The following is a 24903-nucleotide window of genomic DNA, read 5'->3' as shown; positions in this document are numbered from 1 at the left end:
AAAATTAATCAATTGATATATTCAATGAACTATGCAATAAAAAGAAAAATAATGATTATTTTTAGGAATGGGACCAATTGAAGTTTTGGGAAAATATTTTGGTTATAAATCATTTCGTTCGGGGCAAGAGGAAATAATCAAGTCCATTCTTGCGGGGAATGACACACTTGCAATTATGCCAACAGGTGGCGGAAAATCCATTTGCTACCAAATACCGGCGCTTATGCTCGAAGGCACAGCAATTGTGATTTCGCCGCTAATTGCTTTGATGAAGGACCAAGTGGATGCATTAATAGCGCGTGGAATAGCCGCGACCTTCATCAATAGTTCGCTTCCATTCGAGGAAATGCAAGAGCGACTACGAAATATTTTGTTAGAAGAATACAAGATTGTCTATATAGCACCAGAACGTTTAGAAAGTGATTTTTTCAAGAGATTGCTTGCAAATATTAAAATATCATTTCTTGCAGTGGACGAAGCACATTGCATATCAGAGTGGGGACATGATTTTCGGCCTGCATATTTGAATATTTACAAGGCTTTAGGAAACTTAGACATACATCCGATTTCAGCTTTTACAGCAACTGCTGGCGCCGAAGTTCAGGAAGACATAATTCGATACTTACGAATGAGAAATGTAAGAAAATTTGTTAAAGGATTTGACCGACCGAATTTATCTTATCACACAATTGAAACAACACAGAAAATAGAAAAAATTGCTGAAATTATCAAATCGACCCCAAAAGGTTCGACAATTATATATTGTGGTTCACGAAACAGAGTAGAAGAAGTAGCCAAGCATCTGGAAAGTTTGCGTGTTCAGTGTGTAGCATATCACGCGGGTATGCCAACTGAGCAAAGAATAATTTCGCAGAACTTATTTTTATCGGGGGAAATCGCAATTATTGTTGCAACAAACGCATTTGGAATGGGAATAGATAAGCCAGATGTGAGAAATGTAATTCACTGTGACTACACGGGCACTCTCGAAGCATATTATCAAGAGGCAGGACGAGCCGGTCGTGACGGACTTCCTGCAAATTGCTACTTGCTGCACAATAATCAGGACACTGCTTTGCAGGAATTTTTTATTGCAAACCGCTACCCAGAGCAAGAGGATATAGAAAGAGTTTTCATCACACTAATTAGTTGTGCAGACCAAAGCAAACGCATCGCTATGCCAATAGCAGAATTAGCAAATCAGGCTGCTATTAGCGAAGGGCGTTTCGTTTCGTCGCTTGAAATTTTGGAAAGGGCAGGGATAATCGAATTATCACGGCGAAATGTGGCGGCTCAGATTAAGTTTCTTGCTACAACAGAAGAAGTACGAAATTTTCTGCAAAACACAACCGAAGAACGTCGAGATGCACTTACTGCAATATTGAAGCAAGTCTCAGCTGAGGCATTTCGTCGTCCAGTGGAATTGGACGTCGGACAAATTCTTATGAAATTCAATATTCAACAGAAAACGTTTGAAGACACATTGAAAACATTGTCAATCCTGCATTTTATTGAATTCGAAAATGGTTCGCTCGTGGGTGAAATTAAATTATTGGGAACTTCCAAAATAGCTTTAGCAAGCAAAATAAACTACGAGGAACTTCAAGAAAGGCGCAAAATCGCCATATCGAAGCTGAACAATGTAATAAACTATGCTTATACAACAAATTGTAAACGAAATTACCTACTTGATTATTTCCGGGACGACAGCTACTCGTCAATTTGCGGGCATTGCTCATCTTGCACTAATCGAAGCAACACAAAAGCAACTTTACAGAAACGTGAGTTGATTTTGAAAACGGTGCTTAATGCTATTCATCAGATAAACAACAAATTCGGAAAGACGTTTTTTATCCAGTTTCTACAAGGCAAAAGCAACGCTAAAACAAGGAAATATCAGCTAAATGAAATGGAACTATTTGGTGCATTGAATGAATTTTCGGAATATGATATTAAGTATGTAATAGAAAATGCAATTTCAAGACGATTGCTACAAGTTTCGGCGGGTATGTACCCAATATTGAGCATTACACCCGAAGGCTTGCACCATATAGGCAAAGCGTGCGATGAACCTGTTTCGAACAATGAATTGATTGGAAAATTGAAAGCAATACGGCAACAAATTGCTCAAAGCGAAGGGATTACTGAACGATCGGTCGCAAGCGACAAGGCATTGAGGGAAATTGCACGCAAACCGCACATAAGTTACCGAGAGTTTTGTCAGGTTCCAGGCATAAGCCGTTACATTCTGGATAAGTATGGGCAAGATTTTTATCGGGCAGTAAATCAAAATTTCGAGCAAAACGAGCAAGAGCAAATAATTGACGAAGATCTAATAAATATTGTAAAATTGTTCAAAGAGAAGAGAGGAATTGAGGAAATTGCAAAGATTTACAACACAGACAAAGGGACAATTGCCCGGCTTGTACAAGAAGGTATTATGAATGAACAGGTTTCGCTCGATTGGAGACTTTTAACAGACAGCAAAACATTCAATAAAATTCGGCAAATTATATACAAAAAGCCTGCTATTACGCTCAGCAGGCTGCGAGACAATTTAGTTGAAGAAATTGATTATGCAATTTTGCGGATACTTGTGGCAATTGCACGCAAAAGTATAGATTAATCGATAATTGTTTTATCACCTTTGAAATGTTTTTTAGGATATTCGTAAAAAAGCAACTTCCCATTTTCATCATCAATTTGTTTCCAGGTTTCAATATCGAAGGCAACACCGAAAACGCCACAAGTTGGAACGTTGTCGATATATTCGCCAGTAAGTCGAGAGAAAAGCGAGGTAATATCGGGATTGTGCCCGAAAATCATAACAGAATTAAGATTATCATCGAGGGATGAAAGAAGATTCAAGATATAGCGGATGCCATTTGAATAGATGTTTTCATCATATATAATTTTATTTTCGTCGAATTGAAAAGCCTCGGCGAAATAACGGCAGGTGGCAGCAGCCCGAACAGCCGAAGAGCTGATAATTAAATCGGGCTTTTCGATTAACTTAGCAACGATTTGAGCCATAAAAGGAGCGTCTCGTAGCCCACGTTTATTGAGTGGACGTTCGAAATCATTCCAATCGGGGTTGTCCCAACTGGATTTAGCGTGCCGAGCTATTACCACTTTCTTCATATTTATCCGTAATTTGCTTGTTTTTCAATAATTTATTTTCAGTTTCAATAATATTCTTAACTTTGTTAGCTTCATCAAATTTTTTTCTTTTATTGTAAGCAGCAATTAATATAGCAGCCATTTCATTACGCACCCGAATACGTTCGTTCAGGTCATCAATTTGGTACCAGGAACGCTGGTCGAAATACGTTTGAAGTTTGTTAATCGAAGATTGTGGATTGCGGGCAGTATCGGCAGCAGCGGAAGAGATAGTTTTTTGGAGTATACGGAGCGGATTTACTTCAAAATATTGATTATTGCTATCGGAGTTTGCTTCGTTATAGCGATAGAACCTATCAATTTTCAATCGAAGTTCGGAAATAGTTTCTTCATCTGTAAAATCATATACTTTGTAGTTGATAGGAACAGGCGGACGAACAAATACTTTAATATCTGTCGCTGAATGAGGAAAACCTTTATTTTTCATTTTTTCATAAAGTTCATTTACAATGTCGAATGTGAGGTTAGTTTCGACCAAAGCAAGACTGGCGCGAATAAACAAAGCGCCCAATTGACCGTCAAGTTTTCCAAAATGGCGAAGAATAGATTGGCGCATAAATTGAGATTGGTTGTAGACGCGCTGGTAGTCGTCGCCACCAAGCCCTTTACGAGAGCGAAGCACGCGCAATGTAGCTTTTGGATTGTTATATCCGAGAAGTTCTATTAATCCCATAGCCTGGGAGAAGCCAAATTCAACCCAGTAGTGAATTTTATCAAGTCGAGCAATATTTGCGAGTTCGTGCAGGTAGCGTTCACGTCCGGCACCGGCACGCAGCACTGTAAGTTTGTTCAGCCCGGTACTATCATCGTAACCACAGTCAACATAAGTGTCTCTTGGAATTGCAAAGAGTTCGATTCTGCCGCTATCAATAAGCAAAGAGATGATGTGGTTTGCATCGGCGTGGCGAGTATTTGTTCCCAGACGGCTATCCACACCGGTAACAGCGATATTGATACGGCGTCCGTTGTAGATTTGTTTTATTGATTTTCCCGCAGAATTGTCGATAGCGACGGAAATATCGTCTTGCGAGCTCACTATCACATATTGTTCGGTAGAATCGACGATTGGGATAACCGCTTCGATAAATTCTTTGTCTTCTTCGAATGAATTAGCAGCGGTAGAATCTGGAATGTGTGCATTGTTCGAGTTAGAAGAAAAATGCTGAAAACCAAAATAAGCCCCCAGAATAATTATCAACACAAATGCAGGTAGAATAATAACACGCTTTTTGCGTTTTGATAAGTTTTCTTCATCCATTTTCAAAATATGCAAAAGAAATAAACTGAAAATTAACAAGAATTTAAAAAATAAGCAAGTTAATTAAGGGGGAAAAGAAGAACAGGTTCTATGAAATTCCAAATTATTGAAATAAAAGGATAACTATTTCTAATCTATTTCAACTTTATAGCCAGCTTCTTCGATTAACCTTTTGATTTCTGTCAAATCAGGGTTGCCTTCAATTTTGGCGGTTTCTGTTGCAAGATCGACTTCTACTTTCTTTGTGCCATCAACTGATTGAATGATTTTTGTAACATTGTTTACGCAGTGATTGCAATTCATTCCTTTCACTTTAAGATTAATCATACTACTATCCTTTGTTTTTTCGAAATACTTTTTGATATAAATTCTATAAAACGACATAGCAAGAAAAATAAGGAAAACTATTGAAACAAATAAGTAAAAACTGTTAATTCCGGTTGTGTGATAGTGGTGAGGTGAAGATAATAGCGAAAGCGGACTTACTCCCGAAACATAAAAGATATAGTCGAGCAAGTAGCCAAAGATTATAGAAGTAATTATCAATATTAGTAGATAGGAAAATGCTACTTTTCGCCCTAATACTTTCATCAAAATCACGAACGAAGCAGCGTTAGTGGCTGGACCGACGGCAAGAAATACAAAAGCCACACCCGGCGAAAAACCTTTTGCAATTAGGCTCATTGCAATCGGAATTGATGAGGTCGCACAAATATACATTGGCACACCTATCAGAATGACAGCAAGCATACCCAACAAGCCGTCTTGAATAATGCTTCCAGTGAAAAAATTGTCTGGGATGAAATATGTTATAGCTGCTGCAATCAAAAGTCCCATTACAAATTGCGGTGCGATATCATCAAGAAATTCAACGAAAGAATATTTGTAGAATGCAGAAATTTTGCTTTTGATTGATGTATTTTTCTCATTAAGCGAGTATTCTTCGACAAACAGAGTGTGGTTCGGTTGCTCTTGTTTAAATATTTTGTTAATTAGTGAACCATTAATTATTCCCATAAAAAGAGCTGCAAATGGACGAAACACAGCAAATATCGGTCCCATCATCCCATAAGTTGCAATAATTGAATCGATGCCTGTTTGCGGTGTTGAGGTTAAAAATGAAATAACAGCTCCTTTGCTTGCTCCACTTTTTGCAAAATATACGGACGTTGGTATTACGCCACAGGAGCACAAAGGGAGCGGCACACCAAACAAGGAGGCCTTAATTATTGAAAAATTATCCTGTTTTCCTAAATGTTTGGAAATGGTCTCTTTTTTTATCAATAGATTAAGCACACCGACAAATATCAACCCTAACATTATATAGGGCGACATTTCGACGAAAATCTGTATGAATATTTTTATAAATTCCATTTTGTTCAATTTATTTTTAAGTAAGACGAAAAATCATCATTAATATTAGTTAATTTTTTTTAATATTAAAAAAAACAATTAATTTGCGAATTATAACAATTACAAATTGTTAATAACGTCAATAAGTGTTTGTTGGTTTCTAAAAGATAAAGTATGAGCGAAAGAGTGAGCGATAAAGAAAAAATTACCGAACTTGCAAAAGCAATAAGAATGGTAAAAAACGAAATTTCCAAAGTAATAATTGGACAAGATGAAATAATTGAGCAGTTAATAGTTTCGTTGTTTGCACGTGGTCACGTATTGCTTATAGGTGTGCCGGGCCTTGCAAAAACCTTGTTAATACGGACACTTGCAAAAGCGCTGGAATTAAAATTCAACCGAATTCAGTTTACGCCGGACCTAATGCCAGGCGATATTAGCGGAAGCGAAGTAATCGAGGAAAATATTTCAACCGGACAGAAGGAATTTCGTTTCATTCGCGGGCCTATTTTTGCCAATATTGTGCTTGCAGACGAAATAAACCGCACACCGCCGAAAACGCAATCAGCATTGCTTCAAGCTATGGAAGAATATGAGGTTACTGCTGGCGGCAAAACTCATAAGCTTGATTTACCATTTTTTGTACTTGCGACACAAAACCCAATTGAACAGGAAGGGACATATCCTCTTCCCGAAGCACAGTTAGACCGTTTTATGTTCAATATATGGCTTGATTATCCAAGTTTTGAGGAAGAAGTTCGAATAGTCAAAACAACAACTGCTGAATGGCGTCCCGAAGTAGATAAAGTGCTGAACGGCAAATCTATAATTGAGTTTCAGGATTTAATTCGTCGTGTGCCTGTTGCTGATAATGTAGTTGAATATGCAGTTGGGTTAGTGCGAGCATCGCGTCCGAAGCAATCGAGTAGCAAATTTATCAAGGATTTCATTAATTATGGGGCAGGTCCGCGAGCATCGCAATATTTAATTTTGGGCGCAAAATCGCGTGCAGCTCTTCAGGGACGATACACACCTGATATTGATGATGTTCGTGCGGTTGCTTTGCCAGTGCTGCGACACAGAATAGTAACAAGTTTCAATGCTGAAGCGGACAATGTATCGGCTGCAGAAATTATCGAGCAATTGATTAAAGAAGTCTAAAATTTCTGAAAAAAATAAAAGCGTCCTACGAAACTGGGACGCTTTATTGTTAAATAATGGCGTTACAAATATATTATTTTTGTTCTTCTTGCTCGGCAGTATCGTCGAAAGATAATTTTTGAGATGCTTCTTGATTTTCGGGAACTTGTTCTTCGTTTTGAGTTTTTTCTGCAACGGCGGTTGGTTCTTCGATTGCAGCAGTATGAGGAGTGTCGGTTGTGCTTTCTACGGGAGCATTATTTTTTTCGATTACTTCTGTATCAACGGCTTCTTTTTTGGCAGTTTTTTCTTCTACAACTTCTTTTGGCGCAGATTTAGTTTCATCTGCTTTTTTGGAAGCTGGTTTTGAAGTTTTTTTAGCAGCTTTTTTCTTAGATTTAGTGCTGGAAGCACCATCTTGCGGAGCAGACCAATCGACAAGTTCAATCACCGCAAGCCGAGCAGCATCACCGCGACGAGTGCCAAGTTTGATAATGCGGGTATAGCCACCATTTCTGCTTTCTACAACAGGAGCGATAGCATCGAAAAGTTCCTGAAGCACAGCTTTTTTGCGAATAACGCGAGCAACCATACGACGATTGTGAACATCGACTGTATGACCTTCTGGGAGCAAGCCCTGGCGCTCACGCATAAGAGCAGTGCGAGCCTTAGTAATTAAATGTTCAGCATAAGGACGCAATTCTTTAGCTTTTGCCAGAGTGGTGGTAATTTTTTTGTGTTCAAAAAGTGAAGTAGCAAGATTTGCAAGCAAGGCTTTGCGATGGCTTGCAGTTCTCTTTAGTTTTCTTCCTTTAACAAGGTGTCTCATTTTTCTATCTCAAATTAATCAATAATCAAAATTAATCAATAGCGTTTTTAGGTTCTTCTTTAAGATATTCTTCAACATTCATACCGAATTCTAATCCGCAGAGACGAACAACTTCGGCAAGTTCGGAAAGGGACTTTCTACCGAAGTTACGGAATTTAAGCAATTCTGATTCTTGTAGTTGGACAAGTTCGCCCAAAGTTTTAATATTAGCAGCTTTAAGGCAATTGTGAGCGCGAACAGAAAGTTCAAGTTCATCAACAGGGGTAAGAAGAATTTTGCGAAGTTTGTTTTTTTCAGCAAGTTTAACTTCTTCTTCTGCTGTTTCGACCTGAGGAATTTCTTCTTCGACAGCGTTGAAGTTGATAAAGTATTTCATATGGTCGCTTATGATTTTAGCAGCGAAGTGAACTGCGTCGCGAGCCGAGATAGTACCGTCGGTGCGAACATCGAGGACAAGTCTTTCGTAGTCTGTTCTTTGCCCGACGCGGTAAGGTTCGACGCTAAAAATAACATTTTTAATAGGGGTATAGATAGCGTCAATTGGGAGCATACCGACTGGGAAATCAACAATTTGATGTTCTTCGGCGGGGACGTATCCTTTGCCGCGGCCCAAGCGAAGCTCGACATCGAAAGAAGCATCATCAGCAAGAGTAGCGATATGATGTTCAGGATTTAGAACTTCGATTTGAGGGTTAGCGTCCTGGATATTTTTAGCAGTCCATTCGCCCGGACCATTAACTTGGAAATAAATTCTGTTTAATTTTTTATCAAGAAGTTTGAAGCGAACTTCTTTGAGGTTCAGAATAATTTCGGAGACGTCTTCGGTAACGCCGGGAATAGTTTGAAATTCGTGAAGCACATCGCTAATTTTAACACCAATAATAGCCGAACCGGGAATGGAAGATAGAAGCACTCTGCGGAGAGAATTACCGAGAGTAACACCATAACCAATTTCAAGAGGTTGAAGAATGAACCGACCGTGGAAATCGGAGGTTTCTTCAATCTGAATTCTATCAGGCATTTGCATTTGAATATTCATAAATTTAGCGCCAGATTTAGTTAATCAAAATAAAAAAACAAATTAAACTCTTCTTCTTTTAGGTGGACGGCAACCATTATGGGGGATTGGAGTTTTATCGATGATAGAATGAATTTCCAATCCAGCCTGAGTAAGCGCTCTAATTGCGGCTTCACGACCCGAGCCGGGACCTTTGACGATAACGTCAACTTTGCGTAATCCCATATCGTAAGCTTCTTTAGCAGCTTTTTCAGCAGAGACTTGCGCGGCATAAGGAGTATTTTTCTTACTGCCGCGGAAACCGTTTTTACCAGCTGAGGACCAGCAAAGCGAGTTTCCGTACATATCCGCAATAGTTACCTGAACATTGTTAAAGGTAGCACGGATAAAAGCTTTGCCGTGAATATCGGTTACGGTCTTTTTCTTAATTCTTTTCTTAGCCACAGATTCTACCTGTATTTATTTCAACAATAGTTAACAAAAACAAATTATTTCTTAGTTGCTTTTTTCTTACCGGCGACAGTCTTTTTGCGACCTTTGCGTGTACGAGCGTTTGTACGTGTGCGTTGACCGCGAACAGGCAAGCCACGGCGGTGGCGAAGTCCACGATAACAGCCAATATCCATCAAACGTTTGATATTCATCTGGATTTCGCTGCGGAGCGCACCTTCAACTTTGTAATTATCAATTACCTGGCGAAGACGTGCAACTTCTTCGTCTGTCCATTCGCTAACTTTTTTAGTTGGTTCAACGTTCGCTTCTTGTAGAATTTTTTCAGCGGTTGTTCGACCAATACCATAGATATAGGTTAAACCTATAAAACCTCTTTTGTTTTTTGGTAAGTCAATACCTGCAATACGTGCCACGTCTCCCTCCTATTAACCTTGTCTTTGTTTAAAACGTGGATTTTTTTTGTTAATAATATAGACCCGACCTTTTCTTTTAACGATTTTATCGTCGGGATTTCTTTTTTTAACTGATGCAGTAACTTTCATTTTGTCTCTCTCTATATTTTGTTATTTATATCTGTAAATAATTCTACCTTTTGACAAATCATAAGGAGAAATTTCAACAGTAACCTTATCGCCTTGCAAAATTTTAATAAAGTTCATTCTCATTTTGCCAGAAATATGAGCGAGCACTTTATGACCGTTTTCGAGACGGACAATAAATTGAGTATTAGGCAAAGTTTCCTCAATAACACCATCAACTTTTATTAAATCTTGTTTACCCATATTCCTGTTAATCTCTCAAAGTTAGTATAATTGCTTTATTTTTATCAACAATTACAGTATGTTCAAAATGAGCTGCTGGCTTTGCGTCGGCAGTAACAATTGTCCATCCATCGCTTGCAGTAGCAATTTCTTTTCGTCCCATATGAACCATCGGTTCGATAGCCAGAGCCATACCGCTCATAAGTTTAACGTTTGGGTATCGATTGCGGTAGAGCAAAGGTGGTACAAAGTTCGGGATTGGTGGCTCTTCGTGGAGCCTACGCCCGATTCCGTGTCCAACGAGCTCGCGAGTAAGCGAATAGCCGTTTTTTTCGCAATGCTGTTGGATAACACTTGATATGTCATAGACCTTTCGCCCTTCGATAGCATTATCGATACCGAGGAACAGAGATTCTTCGGTAACTTGTAATAGACGTTCAACCGAAGGCTCTATTTTACCGACCGGATAAGTAACAGCACTATCGCCAAAGAAGCCATCGAGTTCGGCACCACAATCTATCGATATAATATCGCCTTCCTTTAATTTGTAGTCGCTCGGAATACCATGAACGACCACTTCATTAACGGAGGCACAAATTGTGCCGGGGAATGGCATCAGGCTTTTGTCCGGCTGATAACCTTTGAAAGCGGGGCGGGCATTACGTGAGCGAATGCAATCTTCTGCGATTTCATCCAACTCTTTTGTAGTTACCCCGACTTTCACATAATTTTTCAAAGTACTAAGAGTATCAGCAACAACTCTGCAAGCTTTTTCAATTTTGCTAATCTCGTCTTTGGAGTTAATTTTTACTCTCACCTGATAATTGTTGCTGAATTTTTTATTCATTATTAGAAACCGCCTGTTCCAACTCTTCCTCTAATTCTACCGCTCTTCATAAATCCGTCGTAATGACGCATTAGCAAGTGTGATTCGATTTGCTGCAAGGTGTCGAGAGCAACGCCAACAACAATCAGCAAGGATGTTCCGCCAAAGAATTGTGCGAAACCCATACTTAGATTAAAAATGTTAGTAACAAATGTTGGCAAGATTGCAACTAATCCCAGGAAAATCGAGCCAGGAAGAGTAATTCTTGTCAAAATAGAGTCAATATATTCAACTGTATGTTGACCGGGACGAATTCCAGGGATAAATCCACCTTGTTTTTTCATATTATCTGCGATATCTTTCGGGTTGAAGATAATTGCAGTATAAAAGTAAGTGAAAAGAACAATCAATGTAAAATAAAGGATTGCATATACAAACGAATCATAGTGGAAAAGTTGAGCTAATGTAATAATAAATTTACTTTCGGGGAAAAAGCTAAGTATAGTATTTGGGATAAACATAAGAGCCTGAGCAAAGATAATCGGCATCACACCTGCAGTATTTACGCGAAGTGGTATATACTGGGTAGTTCCGCCATAAACTTTGCGTCCGACCTGACGTTTAGCATACTGAACAGGGATTCTGCGAGCACCTTGCGTAACCAACACAACAGCGGCAATAATGAATACAAGTAGCGTAATAACAACCAGTTCAACGAGCCAATGTCTTGAACCAGCTTGAATAAGCAACCATTCTTGCCAGAGCGAGGCAGGCAGACGTGCGATAATACCGATGAAGATTATAAGCGAAATACCGTTACCGATACCGCGTTCGGTAATTTGTTCGCCCAACCACATCATAAAGACCGTGCCAGCAGTAAGTAAGAAAATCGTCGAAATTGTAAAGAGAAATCCACTATCTGGCACAACTGGCACACCGCCGGCAGTTTGCTGGTAAGCAAGTTTAATGCTAAGTCCCCAGCCTTGCAGAGCAGAGATAACAACTGTACCAAGTCGGGTATATTGATTAATTTTGCGTCGACCTTCTTCGCCTTCCTTTTGCATTTTTTGGATTTCCGGGATAACAACCCCTGCTAGCTGGAAGATAATCGAAGAGGTAATGTAGGGCATAATACCCAAAGCAAAGATAGCAGCGTTAGAGAACGCACCACCGACAAACAAATCGAAGAGACCGAAGAGGGTATTCGATGCAGCGTCTTGGTTCGAAATAGCAAGAGCATGAACATCTATGCCCGGGAGGGTGATGTGAGCACCCAACCGGACAATAATCAAAATACCCAGAGTGTATAGAATTCTTTGACGAAGTTCTTCGATTTTGAAAATATTCTGTATAGTTTTAACAAAGTTAGCCATTGATTACCGCCTTGCCTCCCGCATTTTCAATCTTATTTTTAGCAGACTGAGAAAAAGCATGAGCGTGGACTTCGATAGAGGAGTGAAGTTCCCCACTACCTAATATTTTAAGTGGAACGCGGCTTTTCGAGATAACGCCCAATTTCAGAAGATTATCGAAATTGACAGGGCCCGAAATTTTATTATCATCGATTAATTTTTGGAGCGTTCCAACATTAACGACTTGATATTCGACACGAAATCTGTTTGTAAAGCCGAATTTAGGAAGGCGTCTGTTGAGAGGCATTTGCCCGCCTTCGAAGAAACGAGGGATAACGGCGCCGCTTCTTGATTTTTGTCCCTTGTGCCCACGGGTAGCAGTACCACCGTGACCGGAGCCGGGACCGCGACCAATGCGTTTCTTTTTATGTTTAGCGCCTTCGGCTGCTTTTAGGTTACCAATGTGTTTCATTTTATTTCTTCTTATTCTGAAACTTCTTCAACTTTAACTAAATGCTTAACAACATTAATCATCCCGCGAGTTTGAGGGTTGTCAGGGAGAATGTTGCAATAATTAGGACGACCCAACCCGAGCGCCTTAATAGTGCGTTTTTGGTTTTCCAAGCACTTAATAATGCTGCGAGTTTGAGTAATTTTTAATTTTTTCATATTAACTACCTTTAAAATACGCGCTAATATTAAACCAATGCAAAAAGCGAACTAACCGCGCACAACTTTTTCGACTGGGATGCCGCGGCGAGCGGCGACCGACTCAGCACTTTCCATAGTAAGCAAGCCTTGGAGAGTAGCTTTAATTGAGTTGTGAGGGTTAGACGAACCGAGACTTTTAGTTAATACGTCTTGAACTCCAGCAAGTTCCAAAATAGCACGTACACCGCCGGCGGCGATAACGCCTGTACCAGGTGTAGCTGGGCGGATTAGCACCTTAGCCGCTCCGAATTTACCAATTACTTCGTGAGGAACGGTAGTTCCTTGCAATTGAACTTTACGAATATTTTTTTTAGCGGCTTCGGTAGCTTTCGTAACTGCATCTACTACTTCGCTTGCTTTACCCAAGCCATAGCCGACATGACCGTTACCATCGCCGACAACTACAATTGCCGAGAAGTTAAAACGACGTCCGCCTTTAACAACCTTAGCGGTTCTGCCGACGTAAACTAATTTGTCTCTTAATTCTAATTCTGATGCTTTAATCTTTGACACTTCTACTCCTCAGTTCTATTAGAACTTATCTTAAAAAATAAGACCACCTTCGCGAGCTCCATCTGCAAGTGCTTTCACACGCCCGTGGTAGATAAAACCATTGCGGTCGAAAGTAACTTTTGTGATACCGGCAGCAAGAGCGCGTTTGGCTAATTCTGTACCAACAAATTTTGCAACTTCTGATTTCTTCATCTCGGGTTTGATTTGTGGGGCAATTTCCTTATCAATAGAGGATGCAGAAATCAGAGTTTTACCTTCGTCGTCGTTGATGAGTTGCGCATAGATATGAGTAAGGCTACGGAATATGCTCAAACGAGGGCGTTCGGCGGTTCCGTGAACCTTTTTACGTATACGCAATTTACGACGGATTTTTCTTTCTTGCTTTATTCTTTGTTTTCTCATTTTAAACTCTTAAAACAAACATTGTAACATTACACAACATTATTTAGCAGAAGCTTTACCAGCTTTGCGGCGGATATATTCGCCTTCGTAGCGAATACCTTTGCCTTTGTATGGCTCAGGTGGACGAATGGAGCGAATTTTCGCAGCAACAAGACCCAAAGTATTTTTGTCGATACTTGAAATCTTGATAGTAGTTGGGTTTGGAGCTTCGATAGTAACATTATCGGGCGGGATGAACAAAATTGGATGAGAGTAGCCCATAGAGAGGAGCAGGTTTTTACCTCTCATTTCAACTTTGTAGCCGACGCCTTCGATAAGCAGAGTGCGGGTAAACCCTTCGGAAATTCCGACGATACGGTTATAGACTTCTGCACGAGTGAGCCCGTGGAGCGCACGGATGTGTTTAAGGTCGTTTTGGCGGCTGAAAGTAAGGGTATTGTTATCCAAGGAATAATCAATACCTTCGGGCAATCTAAAAGAAAGCTCGCCTTTTGGACCTTTAGCTGTAAGAAGTCTATCTTCGATTTTGACCTGAACTTTGTCAGGTATTTGTATAGGTTTTTTACCAATTCTGGACACGACAGGCTCTCCTTAAATTAGATTACCAAATTGAACAAATGAATTCGCCGCCAACGTTAAATTTTTTCGCATCTTTATCGGTGAGAACACCTTTGGAAGTCGAAATAATAGCAATACCGAGACCGTTTTTGATGCGTGGCAAATTATCGACCGACACATAGATACGGCGTCCGGGTTTGCTGATACGTTTCATTTCGCGAATAGCAGGTTCGCGATTATAATACTTCAAAGTAACTTTTATTTGATTTTGTACTTTGTCCTCGATAATTGCATAGTCTGCTATAAAGCCTTGATCTTTGAGGATACGGGCTATAGCAATTTTCAGCTTCGAAGCCGGTGCTGTAACTGTTTTATGACCAGCGCGGCCGGCATTACGAATGCGTGTTAAAAAATCAGATATTTGATCTGTTACTGGCATAATTCCTACCATATTAATATCACCAACTGGCCTTACGAATACCTGGAATTTTTCCTTCCAGAGCTAATTGACGGAACATATTGCGGCAGAGACCGAATTTACGGTAGACGCCGCGACCACGTCCGCTGATGGAACAACGGTTGCGCAGACGTGTAGGGGAGCTATTACGGGGCAATTTCTGCAAGCCTTCCCAATCGCCGGCTGCTTTGAGAGCCTCGCGTTTAGCTTGATATTTTTCTACCAATCTGCGTCTTTTTTCGTTGCGCATTTTTACACTTACTTTAGACATAGTTCATTCTCAATCTTTTTTACGGAATGGAAAACCAAATTCTTGTAGTAATGCATACGACTCTTCGTCGGAGTGTGAACTCATTACGAAAGTAATATCGAGCCCACCGATTTTCGAAACTTTATCTACGTCGATTTCGGGGAAAATGATTTGCTCTTTGATACCGAGCGAGTAGTTTCCGCGTCCGTCGAACCCTTTTTCGCTAAAACCACGAAAATCGCGAATACGTGGTGCAGCAATATTGATGAATCTGTCGAGGAATTCATACATTCTTGCTCTTCTTAGCGTAACGGAGACACCGATAGGCATACCGGCGCGTAGTTTAAAGTTCGAAATAGCTTTTTTAGCTCGTCTTACCACAGGGCGTTGGCCCGAGATAAGTTCGAGTTCGTTCATAGCACTTTGCAAAAGTTTCAAATCTTGAACAGCGTCGCCTATCCCCATATTGAGGCAAATTTTTTCGAGACGAGGCACCTGCATAATTGACTTATAGTTAAATTTTTTCATCAATGCAGGCACAACGTGTTCTTTGTAGAAGGTAAACAGACGTGGAGTTGGAATTTGTTTGTCCTGAACTTCTTCGAGGCGTTTACCTTCGAAGGGGAAGTCTCCGCGTTTGCTTACGCCGGGTTTTGCAGGTGCTGCTGGTTTTTTAGTTGTTTTAGTTGCCATAATATCTATTACTGCCTAATATTATAAATCTTTATTATTAGTACGAGCAAAGCGAATTGTTTGTTTGCTACCGCCTTTAATTTCGTGGCGGATACCAATACGAGTTGGCTTTTTATCGGAATCGAGGATCATTACGTTAGAGTAATGAATAGGCAATTCTTTAGAGATAATACCGCCATTAGGGTATTGCTGGTTTGGGCGAGTATGTTTTTTATGAACGTTAACTTGTTCGACCAAAATTTTCATAGTTTTTGGGTAAACTTCTAGTACTCTGCCGATTTTACCTTTGTCGTCGCCAGCAATAACTTGAACGGTATCGCCTTTTTTAATTTTAAGTTTAGCCATAGTAGTCACCTTATAATACTTCCGGAGCGAGTGAAACAATTTTCATATAATTTTTTTCACGAAGCTCGCGGGCAACAGGACCGAAAATACGAGTTCCACGAGGTTCGCCTTTATCGTTCAGGATAACGGCTGCGTTATCGTCGAATCTGATGCAGGAGCCATCTTTGCGACGAATTTCTTTAGCAGTACGAACGATAACAGCTTTATGAACGCTACCTTTTTTGACGGGAGCACCGGGGATAGCTGCTTTGACGGAGACGACAACGAGGTCGCCAACTGTTGCATATTTTTTGCCGTGGCCGCCGAGCACTCTAATGCAGCGAATTTTTTTAGCACCGGAGTTATCAGCTACCGTCAAATTTGTTTCTTCTTGAATCATAGTTTATAACCCTTTAATTACTTAGCACGCTCAACAATTTTAAGTAATCTCCATCTTTTGCGAGCGCTCAGTGGGCGCTCTTCGATAATGCGGACAGTATCGCCTACGTGCGCTTCGTTATTTTCGTCGTGTGCCATATATTTTTTAGAGCGTTTAAAATACTTTTTATAAATCGGATGAGCAACCTGGCGTTCAACCATCACAACGATAGATTTTTCCGGTTTGTCGGAGACTACTTTGCCGGTAAGAATTCTCTTACGCGATTTAGTTACTTTTTGTTCAACAGTCTGAATTTCCATTGCTTATCCTTTAAATTTTGGCATTACGACGTTCAGTTAAAATAGTATTGATACGGGCGATATCTTTGCGAAGGATTTTAAGATAAGCCGTATCTTGCAACTGCTTAAGAGAGTGCTGGAATCTTTGTTTAACAAGAGTTTCCTGCGACTCTTGGAGCAAACGCTCAAGTTCGCTATCGGTTAGCTCCCTCAGATCTTTTGCTTTACGTGGTTTCATTATAAGCCAAATCTATACGTGTTACAAATTTCGTTTTAATTGGTAACTTATGCGATGCAAGTCTGAGAGCTTCTTGGGCAGCTTCGCGAGAAACGCCATCGACTTCGAACAGGATTCTGCCGGGGCGAACAGCAGCCACCCAACCTTCCGGGCTACCTTTACCGCTACCTTGACGAGTTTCGGCAGGTTTTTTGGTATATGGTTTATCCGGGAAGATTCGAATCCAAACTTTACCATCGCGTTTTAGATATCTATTGATTGCAATACGAGCGGCTTCGATTTGACGATTGGTAATCCAGTGTTCTTCTAATGCTTTCAAGCCATAGGAGCCGAAAGCAACCAGATGGCCACGGTTGGAGTTACCTCGCATTACGCCGCGTTGTGCTTTACGATATCTTATTCTCTTTGGTGATAACATTTTATCTAACTCACTTAATAATTAACTATGATTGTTTGCCGATTATTTCGCCGCGGAATATCCACACTTTAATACCGATAGCACCGTAGATAGTGTGTGCTGTAGCAGTACCGTAGTCGATATCTGCGCGAAGAGTGTGTAATGGAATACGTCCTTCTTTATATTGCTCGGTGCGAGCCATTTCAGCGCCGCCCAAGCGACCGGAACACATCACACGAATACCCTGGGCACCCATTCTCATCGAGGATGAAACAGCTTGCTTCATAGCGCGACGGAATGAAATTCTACCTTCGAGTTGCTGTGCAATGTTTTCAGCAACAAGAAGAGCATCAAGTTCGGGACGTTTAATTTCGTGGATAAGAATTTTAACGTCTTTGCCCGTAATTTTCTTGAGTTCTTCTTCTAATTGAGTAATGTCTTTACCCGAACGGCCTATAATTTGACCCGGACGAGAGGTAAATATCGTTATACGAAGTTGTTTCGCAGTGCGTTCAACTAAGATGCGGGAGACGCCGGCTTTCTTTTTACGGTTGCGAATGTAGTTACGGACGCTAATGTCTTCTGAAAGTTTTTCAGCGACATTTTTTTCGTCGAACCAGTTAGCGTCCCAACTTCTTATAATACCGAGCCTAAGGCCTATTGGATTAGTTTTCTGTCCCAATTTATACTCCTTAATTAATACTATTCTTTTGCTTCGACAACAATTGTAAGATGATTAGAGCGTTTACGCATTCTGTAAGCACGACCCATAGGGGCGGGCAGTATTCTTTTCATTGTTGGTCCGCAATCAACGTAAGCACGGCTGACAACGATATTTTCGTCCGAGACGTTAATACCCTCTTCTTTTGCTTTTTGGTTCAAGTTAGCGAGAGCCGAACGAAGAACCATTTCAGCGTCGCGGCTGGCGAGCTTTTTGTTGAAACGCAAAATCGTCAGAGCTTCCATTGCTTTTTTGCCACGAATGAGGTCAATAAGCAATCTCATTTTGCGTGGTGATGAGTGAATATATTTTTTTTGTGCTCTTGCTTCCATCATTTATCTCCAACTATTTCTTCTTAGCTTCTTTACGGTTGCCTGCGTGTCCGCGGAAAATGCGAGTAGGGGCGAATTCGCCGAGTTTATGGCCGACCATATTTTCGGTAACATAGACTGGGACGAAGTTTTTTCCGTTATGGACAGCGACAGTATGCCCAACAAAATCTGGTGTTATAGTAGAAGCTCGCGACCACGTTTTAACTACTTGCTTTTTCTTGGTTTCGTTCAATTCATTAATTTTTTTGAGTAATTTATAATGAACGAAAACACCTTTTTTTAATGAACGAGCCATATTACATTAGTCCTTACTATTTCTTATTACGAGAACGAACAATATATTTCGATGATTGCTTGCGTTTTTTACGGGTTTTAAGCCCTTTCGCAATTTGGCCCCAAGGGGAGCGAGGATGCTGGCGGCCGCCGCCGGATTTTGAACGACCTTCGCCACCGCCCATTGGGTGGTCGATTGGGTTCATTGCCATACCGCGAGTTTGAGGTCTGATACCGAGCCAACGGCTTCTACCGGCTTTACCGAGTAGAATATTTTCGTGGTCTGAGTTGCTTACAACACCCAAAGTAGCGTAGCATTTGCTTGGCACCATACGAATTTCGCCAGAAGGCATTTTCAGGTGAGCGAATTTGCCGTCGATAGCAAGCAACTGGACGCTCGAACCGGCGCTACGAGCGATTTGACCGCCTTTGCCTGGTTTAAGTTCAACGTTATGGACAAACAGACCGACGGGTATTTTGTATAATGGAAGAGCGTTTCCATCTTTGAATTCAGCGTCTGGTCCGGTTTGGATAACGTCGCCGACTTTAAGTTTGTCGGGAGCGATAATATAACGGCGTTCATCATCTTCGTAGCGGACTAAGGCAATTCGTGCAGTGCGGTTTGGGTCGTATTCGATAGTTTCGACAACGGCATTGATACCGATTTTATTTCTTTTGAAATCGATAATTCTGTATCTGCGTTTATGCCCACCGCCACGATGGCGCGAAGTAATTCTACCGGTATTATTTCTACCACCAGTTTTTTTGAGTGGTGTTGTAAGTGGCTTATAAGGTTTATCGGTAGTGATTTCAGCGAAATCTGATACCGAGTAGAACCTTGTCCCTGGTGTTATTGGTTTTAATACTCTAATTCCCATTTTAGTTTCATCATTAATTTAATAATATTATTCTTCAACCGGTCCGGAGACTAATTCAATTGATTGTCCCTCTTTCAATGTAACGTAAGCCTTTTTGATATTAGGCGTACGACCACGCATAAGACCGCGACGAGTTAGACGAATTTTATTCTTTCCTTTAATATTCACGGTGCGAACGCTAATAACATCGACTTCGAACATTTCTTCGATAGCTTTTTTAATTTCGATTTTATTAGCTTTGGGATCCACAGCGAACACGTATTGTCGAGCGCTCGCAAGCTTCATAGCTTTTTCCGTGATAACCGGTCTTTTTATTATCTGCAACATAGTTAATCGTTTCCATTAATTATTGAATGTCTTTTGGATTGGCTCAACAGCGCCTTTAAAAAGAACAATCTTTTTATGCTTCAAAATATCGTAAGTAGATATTTTGTCAGCAGGTGCGATTTCGATCTTAGGTATATTCCGAGCGGACATATATAACTTATAGTCTGGCTGCGGTAGAAGGAACAAAGTCGAAGCACCGTCTAATTGCAAATTTTTGAGAATTTGAGCCATTGATTTAGTCTTAATTTCGTCGAAGGAGAAATCTTCGACAACCATAAGATTATTTTCTTTTGCGCGCAAGGACAGAGCAGACTTCCTTGCAAGGCGTTTAATTTTCTTGGGCAGTTTCATTTCGAAAACAGTTGGTTTCGGACCGTGGATAGTGCCACCGCCAACCCACAGAGGAGAGCGGGTCGAACCAGCACGAGCAGTACCACGACCTTTTTGTCTCCAAGGTTTTTTGCCGCCGCCGGCCACTTCTGAGCGAACCTTAGTTTTTCTTGTACCTTGACGATGGTTTGCAAGATATTGAACAACTGCAAGATGCATTGCGTGTTCATTTGGTTCGACAGCAAACACATCATCGGGAAGTTCTATCTGCCCAGATTTTTGACCATCTTTTGTATATACATCTACAAGCATTTTACTTTAGCCTTATTGCTTTATAATTTCTAATAAAGTTTTTGGAGCGCCCGGAACACTACCTTTGACAAGTAGCAGATTTTTTCCCGGGATAACATCAATTACTTCTAAGTTGCGAACCGTAGCACGCTTACCACCCATACGACCGGCCATTCTCAAACCGCGGAATACGCGTGATGGATATGATGATGAGCCGATAGAACCGGGGTGGCGAACTCTATCTGATTGACCGTGTGTTGTCATACCGACGCCGCCGAAGTGATGGCGTTTAACAACACCTTGGAAGCCGCGACCTTTGCTTGTCCCGCTGATGCGAATTTTATCGCCTTTTACGAATTGCTCGACTGTAAGGACATCGCCGACGTTAAGTTCGCGTTGAAGTTCGCGAAATTCTTTAAGAAATCTTTTAGGTTCAACGCCAGATTTCTTGAAATGACCGAGCAAAGGTTTATTAGTTTTATTTTCTTTTTTATCAACGAAGCCCACTTGAACGGCTTTATAGCCATCACGTTCGGGGGTGCGGACAAGCACCACAGGGCAAGGTCCAGCTTCGATAACGGTAACCGGTATTGATTTTCCGTCCTCTGTCAATACAGATGTCATTCCGAGTTTCATTCCTAAAATTGCTGATTTCATCCTAAACTCCTACATTAAACCTTAACTTCAACATCTACACCAGCAGGTATTTCAAGTTTCATAAGAGCGTCGATAGTTTTTTGAGTAGAGCTAAAAATATCAATAAGTCTCTTATGAATTCTTGTTTCGAATTGCTCACGAGATTTTTTATCAACGTGAGGGGAACGATTAACTGTATAGACAGTACGACGGGTAGGCAGTGGTATCGGACCTGATACCACTGCACCGGTCTGTTTCACTGTACGAACAATTCTTTCCGTTGATTTATCAATCAGATTGTGGTCAAATGATTTTAGTTTTATTCTTATTCTTTGTGTTGCCACTTTACTATTCCTCAAACTATCCTAAATTAGGAACAAATTATTCAATAATTTTAGTTACAACGCCAGCACCAACTGTACGACCGCCTTCGCGGATAGCGAAACGAAGACCTTCTTCCATAGCGATTGGAGTAATGAGTTCGATTTCTAAGTTATCTAAGTTATCGCCAGGCATAACCATTTCAACGCCAGCTGGCAGATGGAGCGAACCAGTTACGTCAGTTGTACGGAAATAGAATTGTGGGCGGTAACCATTGAAGAATGGAGTATGACGTCCGCCTTCTTCCTTCTTCAATACGTAAACTTGAGCATTGAATTTGTGGTGAGGAGTAATTGAACCTGGTTTTGCAATAACCATACCGCGTTCGATTTCTTTCTTTTCGATACCGCGGAGGAGAAGACCAACGTTATCGCCAGCAACGCCTTCATCAAGAAGTTTGCGGAACATTTCAACGCCGGTGCAAGTAGTTTTCTTGTGCAAACCGAAACCAACAATTTCAACTTCTTCGGAAACTTTGATAATGCCGCGTTCGATACGACCAGTAGCAACAGTGCCACGACCAGTAATCGAGAACACGTCTTCGACAGGCATCAAGAATGGCTTATCAACATCACGTTGAGGAGTTGGGATGTAGCTGTCGACAGCATCCATAAGTTCATAGATACATTGCAAGCGTGGATCATCTGCACTAGCACTTGAATCTGAACCAGCTTCCAAAGCTTTCAAAGCAGAACCGCGGATAATAGGGATTTCGTCGCCTGGGAATTCGTATTGCGAAAGAAGTTCGCGAAGTTCCATTTCGACGAGGTCTAAAAGTTCTGGGTCAGCAATATCAACTTTGTTAAGGAAAACAACTATTTTTGGAACACCGACTTGGCGAGCAAGCAAGATGTGTTCGCGAGTTTGAGGCATAGGACCGTCAGTAGCAGCACAAACAAGAATTGCACCGTCCATCTGAGCGGCACCAGTAATCATGTTCTTTACGTAGTCAGCGTGACCAGGGCAGTCCACGTGAGCATAGTGGCGCTTTTCAGTTTCGTATTCAACGTGAGCAGTAGCAATCGTGATCCCGCGTGCACGTTCTTCTGGTGCGTTATCGATCGAATCGAAGGTACGAACTTCGCCTTTGTTAAGTTTTTTGTAGAGTGCCATTGTGATAGCAGCAGTAAGAGTAGTCTTACCGTGGTCAACGTGGCCGATTGTTCCTACGTTTACGTGTGGTTTGGAACGATCAAATTTTTCTTTAGCCATTTTTTAGCTCCTAAAATTTTGAACTACATTTAGTTAATAAATTTATAAAAAATCAATAGCTTCCATTTTTTTGCAATGCCGGTTCATAGTGCGAAAACGTCATCGAATAGACTGCGCGTCCCTGACTGAGAGAACGCAGTTTGGTTACATAACCGAACATTTCAGAAAGCGGAGCTACGCAATTGACCACCTGCATTGTCCCTCTTTGCGAAATGCCTTCGATTCGTCCTCGCCTTGAGTTCATATCTGAAATAATATCTCCGACGTATTCTTCTGGAGACATCACCTCAACTTTGAACACCGGTTCGAGCAATACGGGGTCGGCTTGACGAACTGCATCTTTAACTGCGATAGAAGCAGCGATTTTGTATGCAACTTCGGTTGATTCGCCTTCCACGTATTTTGAATCGATTAGCCTTACTTCAACATCAACCATCGGGTAACCGTTAGGTCCGATATTTAGCGCTTCGCGAGCGCCTTGTTGAAGTGCGATTGCGTATAAATCGTCAAGGGTTTTCTTTGGTATTTCATTTTTAACGGCAATACCAGAGCCTTGACGGCCTGGGGAAACAATCAATTTAACGTAACCGAATTGATTTTTGCCGCCAGTTGATTTGTCGAAAAGTCCTTCTTGCTCGACTTCTCTGGAAACAGTTTCGCGATAAGCCACCATTGGTTTGCCGACGCGGGCTGCGACGTTGAATTCTCGAAGCAATCGGTCAACAATAATTTCCAGATGGAGTTCGCCAACACCGCTGATGATAATCTGCCCACTTTCTTCATCAAATTTATATCGGAAAGTAGGGTCTTCGTCGGCAAGTTTCTCGAGTGCTTCGAGCAGCTTATCTTGGTCAGCAAGTGTCTTAGCTTCGATGGACTGATTAATAACAGGCTCGGAGAAACGAATTTTCTCGAAAAGAATAGGCTTTTGCTGGTCGCAAAGCGTATCGCCTGTTTTAGTAAACCGAAGTCCGGGGATAGCGATAATATCACCTGCTGATGCCTGCTGGATTTCTTCACGGCGATTGGCGTAAAGTTTGAGAATTTTTAGAATTTTTTCCTTTTTATCTGCTCCGGGATTGTATCTGGTTTCACCAACTTTAAGCACGCCGGAGTAAATTCTCACGATACATACGCGACCAACGTATGGATCTACCAGCACTTTAAAAGCAAGAGCCGAGAAAGGTTCGTCATCTTTCGGAAGTCGAACGATTTTTTTATCAGCATCTTTGATGTCGAAGCCGTGAGCCGGTTCAATTTCATCAGGTGATGGGAGATAATCAATAATCGCTTCGATAAGAGGCTGCACACCAACATTTTTAAGTGAAGCACCTACCAAAACCGGCACACCTTTAAGCTCGAGGACGCCTTTTTTGAGAGCTGCTTTAAGTTCGGATTCCGAAATTTCATCACCGTTAAGATATTTTTCCACAAGCACATCGTCCAACTCGGCAATTTTTTCGACCATAATTTGTCTCATTTCTTCGGCTTTTTCTTTGTATTCATCAGGGATTTCGCCTTCTGTAAAGACTGAACCGTGAGACTCATAGTCGAAGAAGACAGCTTTCATTTTCATCAGGTCGATAACGCCCGAGAAGCTATCTTCGGAGCCGATTGGAATTTCAACTGCTATGGGGTTAGCGTCCAAGCGTTGCCGCATCATATCGAGAACGCGGTAGAAATCAGCGCCCATACGGTCCATTTTATTAACGAACGCAATGCGCGGAACGCGATATTCATCAGCTTGGTGCCAAACCGTTTCACTTTGTGGTTCTACGCCGCCGACAGCACAGAAAATTGCAACAGCTCCATCCAGAACTCTAAGTGAGCGTTGAACTTCGGCAGTAAAATCAACGTGCCCAGGAGTATCGATTATATTAATAATATAATCTTTCCAGAAGACAGGAGTACAAGCGGACATAATAGTAATGCCGCGTTCTTTTTCCTGCTCCATATAATCCATAAAGGCAGTGCCTTCGTCGACTTCACCGAGTTTATGCAGGTAGCCGGAATAGAAGAGAATTCTTTCGGTAGTAGTGGTTTTACCTGCATCGATGTGAGCCATTATCCCAATGTTTCTGATTTTTGATTTGTCGGTTTCAGTCGGCATAGTTACACGCAATCAGGCTAA

The 24903-nt window shown here is 41.2% G+C and carries 36 protein-coding genes; 2 read left to right on the top strand and 34 right to left on the bottom strand.

Annotation, left to right across the window (positions count from 1 at the left end):
- Positions 1-67 precede the first annotated feature (67 nt).
- A complete protein-coding gene (locus AC6QZF_RS03750; protein ID WP_499798530.1) occupies positions 68-2626 on the top strand; it encodes a RecQ family ATP-dependent DNA helicase in 2559 nt (852 codons plus the stop codon).
- On the opposite strand, the gene AC6QZF_RS03745 is transcribed toward AC6QZF_RS03750, so the two are convergent.
- The 3 genes from AC6QZF_RS03745 to AC6QZF_RS03735 form a co-directional block, all read right to left on the bottom strand.
- Positions 2623-3141 carry a SixA phosphatase family protein gene (locus tag AC6QZF_RS03745; RefSeq protein ID WP_499798529.1) on the bottom strand — a complete coding sequence of 173 codons (519 nt, stop codon included), beginning with the start codon at positions 3139-3141 and terminating at the stop codon, positions 2623-2625. The genes AC6QZF_RS03750 and AC6QZF_RS03745 overlap by 4 nt on opposite strands.
- Positions 3110-4438, bottom strand: coding sequence for an LCP family glycopolymer transferase (locus tag AC6QZF_RS03740; protein WP_499798528.1), 1329 nt, complete (start codon positions 4436-4438; stop codon positions 3110-3112). Before AC6QZF_RS03740 ends, AC6QZF_RS03745 begins: the two co-directional genes overlap by 32 nt.
- Before the next feature lie 129 nt (positions 4439-4567).
- Positions 4568-5812 (bottom strand): permease, encoded by a 1245-nt coding sequence (locus AC6QZF_RS03735; protein ID WP_499798527.1) that lies wholly within the window; start codon positions 5810-5812, stop codon positions 4568-4570.
- Between the two features lie 153 nt (positions 5813-5965).
- On the opposite strand from AC6QZF_RS03735, the gene AC6QZF_RS03730 reads away from it, so the two are divergent.
- On the top strand, positions 5966-6952 hold the full coding sequence (locus tag AC6QZF_RS03730; protein WP_499798526.1) for an AAA family ATPase: 987 nt from the start codon (positions 5966-5968) through the stop codon (positions 6950-6952).
- A gap of 73 nt (positions 6953-7025) precedes the next feature.
- On the opposite strand, the gene rplQ is transcribed toward AC6QZF_RS03730, so the two are convergent.
- From rplQ to fusA, 31 genes are read right to left on the bottom strand one after another with little or no spacing between them, the layout of a single operon-like run.
- Positions 7026-7760, bottom strand: coding sequence for a 50S ribosomal protein L17 (gene rplQ / locus AC6QZF_RS03725; RefSeq protein ID WP_499798525.1), 735 nt, complete (start codon positions 7758-7760; stop codon positions 7026-7028).
- A gap of 31 nt (positions 7761-7791) precedes the next feature.
- Complete coding sequence (locus AC6QZF_RS03720) at positions 7792-8799, bottom strand: DNA-directed RNA polymerase subunit alpha (RefSeq protein ID WP_499798524.1); 1008 nt, start codon at positions 8797-8799, stop codon at positions 7792-7794.
- Between the two features lie 42 nt (positions 8800-8841).
- A complete protein-coding gene (gene rpsK / locus AC6QZF_RS03715) occupies positions 8842-9222 on the bottom strand; it encodes a 30S ribosomal protein S11 (protein ID WP_498369213.1) in 381 nt (126 codons plus the stop codon).
- A 44-nt stretch (positions 9223-9266) separates the two neighbouring features.
- The gene (rpsM, locus tag AC6QZF_RS03710; protein ID WP_499798523.1) at positions 9267-9644 is read right to left on the bottom strand and encodes a 30S ribosomal protein S13; all 378 of its coding nucleotides are present in this window, start codon (positions 9642-9644) and stop codon (positions 9267-9269) included.
- A 12-nt stretch (positions 9645-9656) separates the two neighbouring features.
- A complete protein-coding gene (gene ykgO, locus AC6QZF_RS03705) occupies positions 9657-9773 on the bottom strand; it encodes a type B 50S ribosomal protein L36 (RefSeq protein ID WP_491815082.1) in 117 nt (38 codons plus the stop codon).
- 21 nt (positions 9774-9794) lie between these two features.
- The gene (infA, locus tag AC6QZF_RS03700) at positions 9795-10013 is read right to left on the bottom strand and encodes a translation initiation factor IF-1 (protein ID WP_499798522.1); all 219 of its coding nucleotides are present in this window, start codon (positions 10011-10013) and stop codon (positions 9795-9797) included.
- Positions 10014-10020: 7 nt separating this feature from the next.
- Entirely contained in the window at positions 10021-10839 is an 819-nt protein-coding gene (gene map / locus AC6QZF_RS03695; protein ID WP_499798521.1) for a type I methionyl aminopeptidase, read from the bottom strand.
- A gap of 2 nt (positions 10840-10841) precedes the next feature.
- Entirely contained in the window at positions 10842-12191 is a 1350-nt protein-coding gene (secY, locus tag AC6QZF_RS03690; RefSeq protein ID WP_499798520.1) for a preprotein translocase subunit SecY, read from the bottom strand.
- Positions 12184-12642, bottom strand: a complete 459-nt coding sequence (gene rplO, locus AC6QZF_RS03685) for a 50S ribosomal protein L15 (protein WP_499798519.1) — start codon at positions 12640-12642, stop codon at positions 12184-12186. The genes secY and rplO overlap by 8 nt, the downstream gene beginning before the upstream one ends.
- An 11-nt stretch (positions 12643-12653) precedes the next feature.
- The gene (gene rpmD, locus AC6QZF_RS03680; RefSeq protein ID WP_491815076.1) at positions 12654-12839 is read right to left on the bottom strand and encodes a 50S ribosomal protein L30; all 186 of its coding nucleotides are present in this window, start codon (positions 12837-12839) and stop codon (positions 12654-12656) included.
- Between the two features lie 51 nt (positions 12840-12890).
- The gene (gene rpsE, locus AC6QZF_RS03675; RefSeq protein ID WP_499798518.1) at positions 12891-13394 is read right to left on the bottom strand and encodes a 30S ribosomal protein S5; all 504 of its coding nucleotides are present in this window, start codon (positions 13392-13394) and stop codon (positions 12891-12893) included.
- A 30-nt stretch (positions 13395-13424) separates the two neighbouring features.
- Positions 13425-13796, bottom strand: a complete 372-nt coding sequence (gene rplR, locus AC6QZF_RS03670; protein ID WP_499798517.1) for a 50S ribosomal protein L18 — start codon at positions 13794-13796, stop codon at positions 13425-13427.
- Positions 13797-13835: 39 nt separating this feature from the next.
- Positions 13836-14375 (bottom strand): 50S ribosomal protein L6, encoded by a 540-nt coding sequence (gene rplF / locus AC6QZF_RS03665; RefSeq protein ID WP_499798516.1) that lies wholly within the window; start codon positions 14373-14375, stop codon positions 13836-13838.
- Positions 14376-14397: 22 nt separating this feature from the next.
- Positions 14398-14793, bottom strand: a complete 396-nt coding sequence (gene rpsH / locus AC6QZF_RS03660; RefSeq protein ID WP_491815069.1) for a 30S ribosomal protein S8 — start codon at positions 14791-14793, stop codon at positions 14398-14400.
- A gap of 19 nt (positions 14794-14812) precedes the next feature.
- On the bottom strand, positions 14813-15082 hold the full coding sequence (rpsN, locus tag AC6QZF_RS03655; protein WP_491815068.1) for a 30S ribosomal protein S14: 270 nt from the start codon (positions 15080-15082) through the stop codon (positions 14813-14815).
- Between the two features lie 9 nt (positions 15083-15091).
- Complete coding sequence (gene rplE, locus AC6QZF_RS03650; RefSeq protein WP_499798515.1) at positions 15092-15754, bottom strand: 50S ribosomal protein L5; 663 nt, start codon at positions 15752-15754, stop codon at positions 15092-15094.
- A gap of 21 nt (positions 15755-15775) precedes the next feature.
- On the bottom strand, positions 15776-16099 hold the full coding sequence (rplX, locus tag AC6QZF_RS03645; protein WP_499798514.1) for a 50S ribosomal protein L24: 324 nt from the start codon (positions 16097-16099) through the stop codon (positions 15776-15778).
- A 10-nt stretch (positions 16100-16109) separates the two neighbouring features.
- Positions 16110-16478, bottom strand: coding sequence for a 50S ribosomal protein L14 (gene rplN / locus AC6QZF_RS03640; protein ID WP_491815065.1), 369 nt, complete (start codon positions 16476-16478; stop codon positions 16110-16112).
- Between the two features lie 17 nt (positions 16479-16495).
- Positions 16496-16777, bottom strand: coding sequence for a 30S ribosomal protein S17 (gene rpsQ, locus AC6QZF_RS03635; protein ID WP_499798513.1), 282 nt, complete (start codon positions 16775-16777; stop codon positions 16496-16498).
- Between the two features lie 10 nt (positions 16778-16787).
- On the bottom strand, positions 16788-16994 hold the full coding sequence (gene rpmC, locus AC6QZF_RS03630) for a 50S ribosomal protein L29 (protein WP_498369072.1): 207 nt from the start codon (positions 16992-16994) through the stop codon (positions 16788-16790).
- Complete coding sequence (gene rplP / locus AC6QZF_RS03625; RefSeq protein ID WP_498369071.1) at positions 16981-17412, bottom strand: 50S ribosomal protein L16; 432 nt, start codon at positions 17410-17412, stop codon at positions 16981-16983. The genes rpmC and rplP overlap by 14 nt, the downstream gene beginning before the upstream one ends.
- Positions 17413-17437: 25 nt before the next feature.
- Positions 17438-18073 carry a 30S ribosomal protein S3 gene (rpsC, locus tag AC6QZF_RS03620; protein WP_499798512.1) on the bottom strand — a complete coding sequence of 212 codons (636 nt, stop codon included), beginning with the start codon at positions 18071-18073 and terminating at the stop codon, positions 17438-17440.
- 20 nt (positions 18074-18093) lie between these two features.
- On the bottom strand, positions 18094-18447 hold the full coding sequence (gene rplV, locus AC6QZF_RS03615) for a 50S ribosomal protein L22 (RefSeq protein WP_491815059.1): 354 nt from the start codon (positions 18445-18447) through the stop codon (positions 18094-18096).
- A gap of 10 nt (positions 18448-18457) precedes the next feature.
- Positions 18458-18739: a 30S ribosomal protein S19 gene (rpsS, locus tag AC6QZF_RS03610; RefSeq protein ID WP_499798511.1), complete on the bottom strand. Its 282-nt coding sequence runs from the start codon at positions 18737-18739 to the stop codon at positions 18458-18460.
- A gap of 16 nt (positions 18740-18755) precedes the next feature.
- Complete coding sequence (rplB, locus tag AC6QZF_RS03605) at positions 18756-19595, bottom strand: 50S ribosomal protein L2 (RefSeq protein WP_499798510.1); 840 nt, start codon at positions 19593-19595, stop codon at positions 18756-18758.
- Between the two features lie 27 nt (positions 19596-19622).
- A complete protein-coding gene (rplW, locus tag AC6QZF_RS03600; protein WP_491815054.1) occupies positions 19623-19922 on the bottom strand; it encodes a 50S ribosomal protein L23 in 300 nt (99 codons plus the stop codon).
- A 15-nt stretch (positions 19923-19937) separates the two neighbouring features.
- A complete protein-coding gene (rplD, locus tag AC6QZF_RS03595; protein WP_499798509.1) occupies positions 19938-20564 on the bottom strand; it encodes a 50S ribosomal protein L4 in 627 nt (208 codons plus the stop codon).
- Between the two features lie 12 nt (positions 20565-20576).
- Positions 20577-21200 carry a 50S ribosomal protein L3 gene (gene rplC, locus AC6QZF_RS03590; protein ID WP_499798508.1) on the bottom strand — a complete coding sequence of 208 codons (624 nt, stop codon included), beginning with the start codon at positions 21198-21200 and terminating at the stop codon, positions 20577-20579.
- A 14-nt stretch (positions 21201-21214) separates the two neighbouring features.
- The gene (rpsJ, locus tag AC6QZF_RS03585; RefSeq protein WP_491815051.1) at positions 21215-21523 is read right to left on the bottom strand and encodes a 30S ribosomal protein S10; all 309 of its coding nucleotides are present in this window, start codon (positions 21521-21523) and stop codon (positions 21215-21217) included.
- 37 nt (positions 21524-21560) lie between these two features.
- Positions 21561-22772 carry an elongation factor Tu gene (gene tuf / locus AC6QZF_RS03580; RefSeq protein WP_499798507.1) on the bottom strand — a complete coding sequence of 404 codons (1212 nt, stop codon included), beginning with the start codon at positions 22770-22772 and terminating at the stop codon, positions 21561-21563.
- Positions 22773-22824: 52 nt separating this feature from the next.
- On the bottom strand, positions 22825-24882 hold the full coding sequence (fusA, locus tag AC6QZF_RS03575; protein WP_499798506.1) for an elongation factor G: 2058 nt from the start codon (positions 24880-24882) through the stop codon (positions 22825-22827).
- Between the last annotated feature and the right edge of the window lie 21 nt (positions 24883-24903).

Source organism: Eximiradius sp. (assembly GCA_937127445.1).
Lineage (GTDB): Bacteria > Bacteroidota > Ignavibacteria > Kapaibacteriales > UBA2268 > JAKIZO01.
This window is presented reverse-complemented; position numbering and strand designations above follow the sequence as displayed.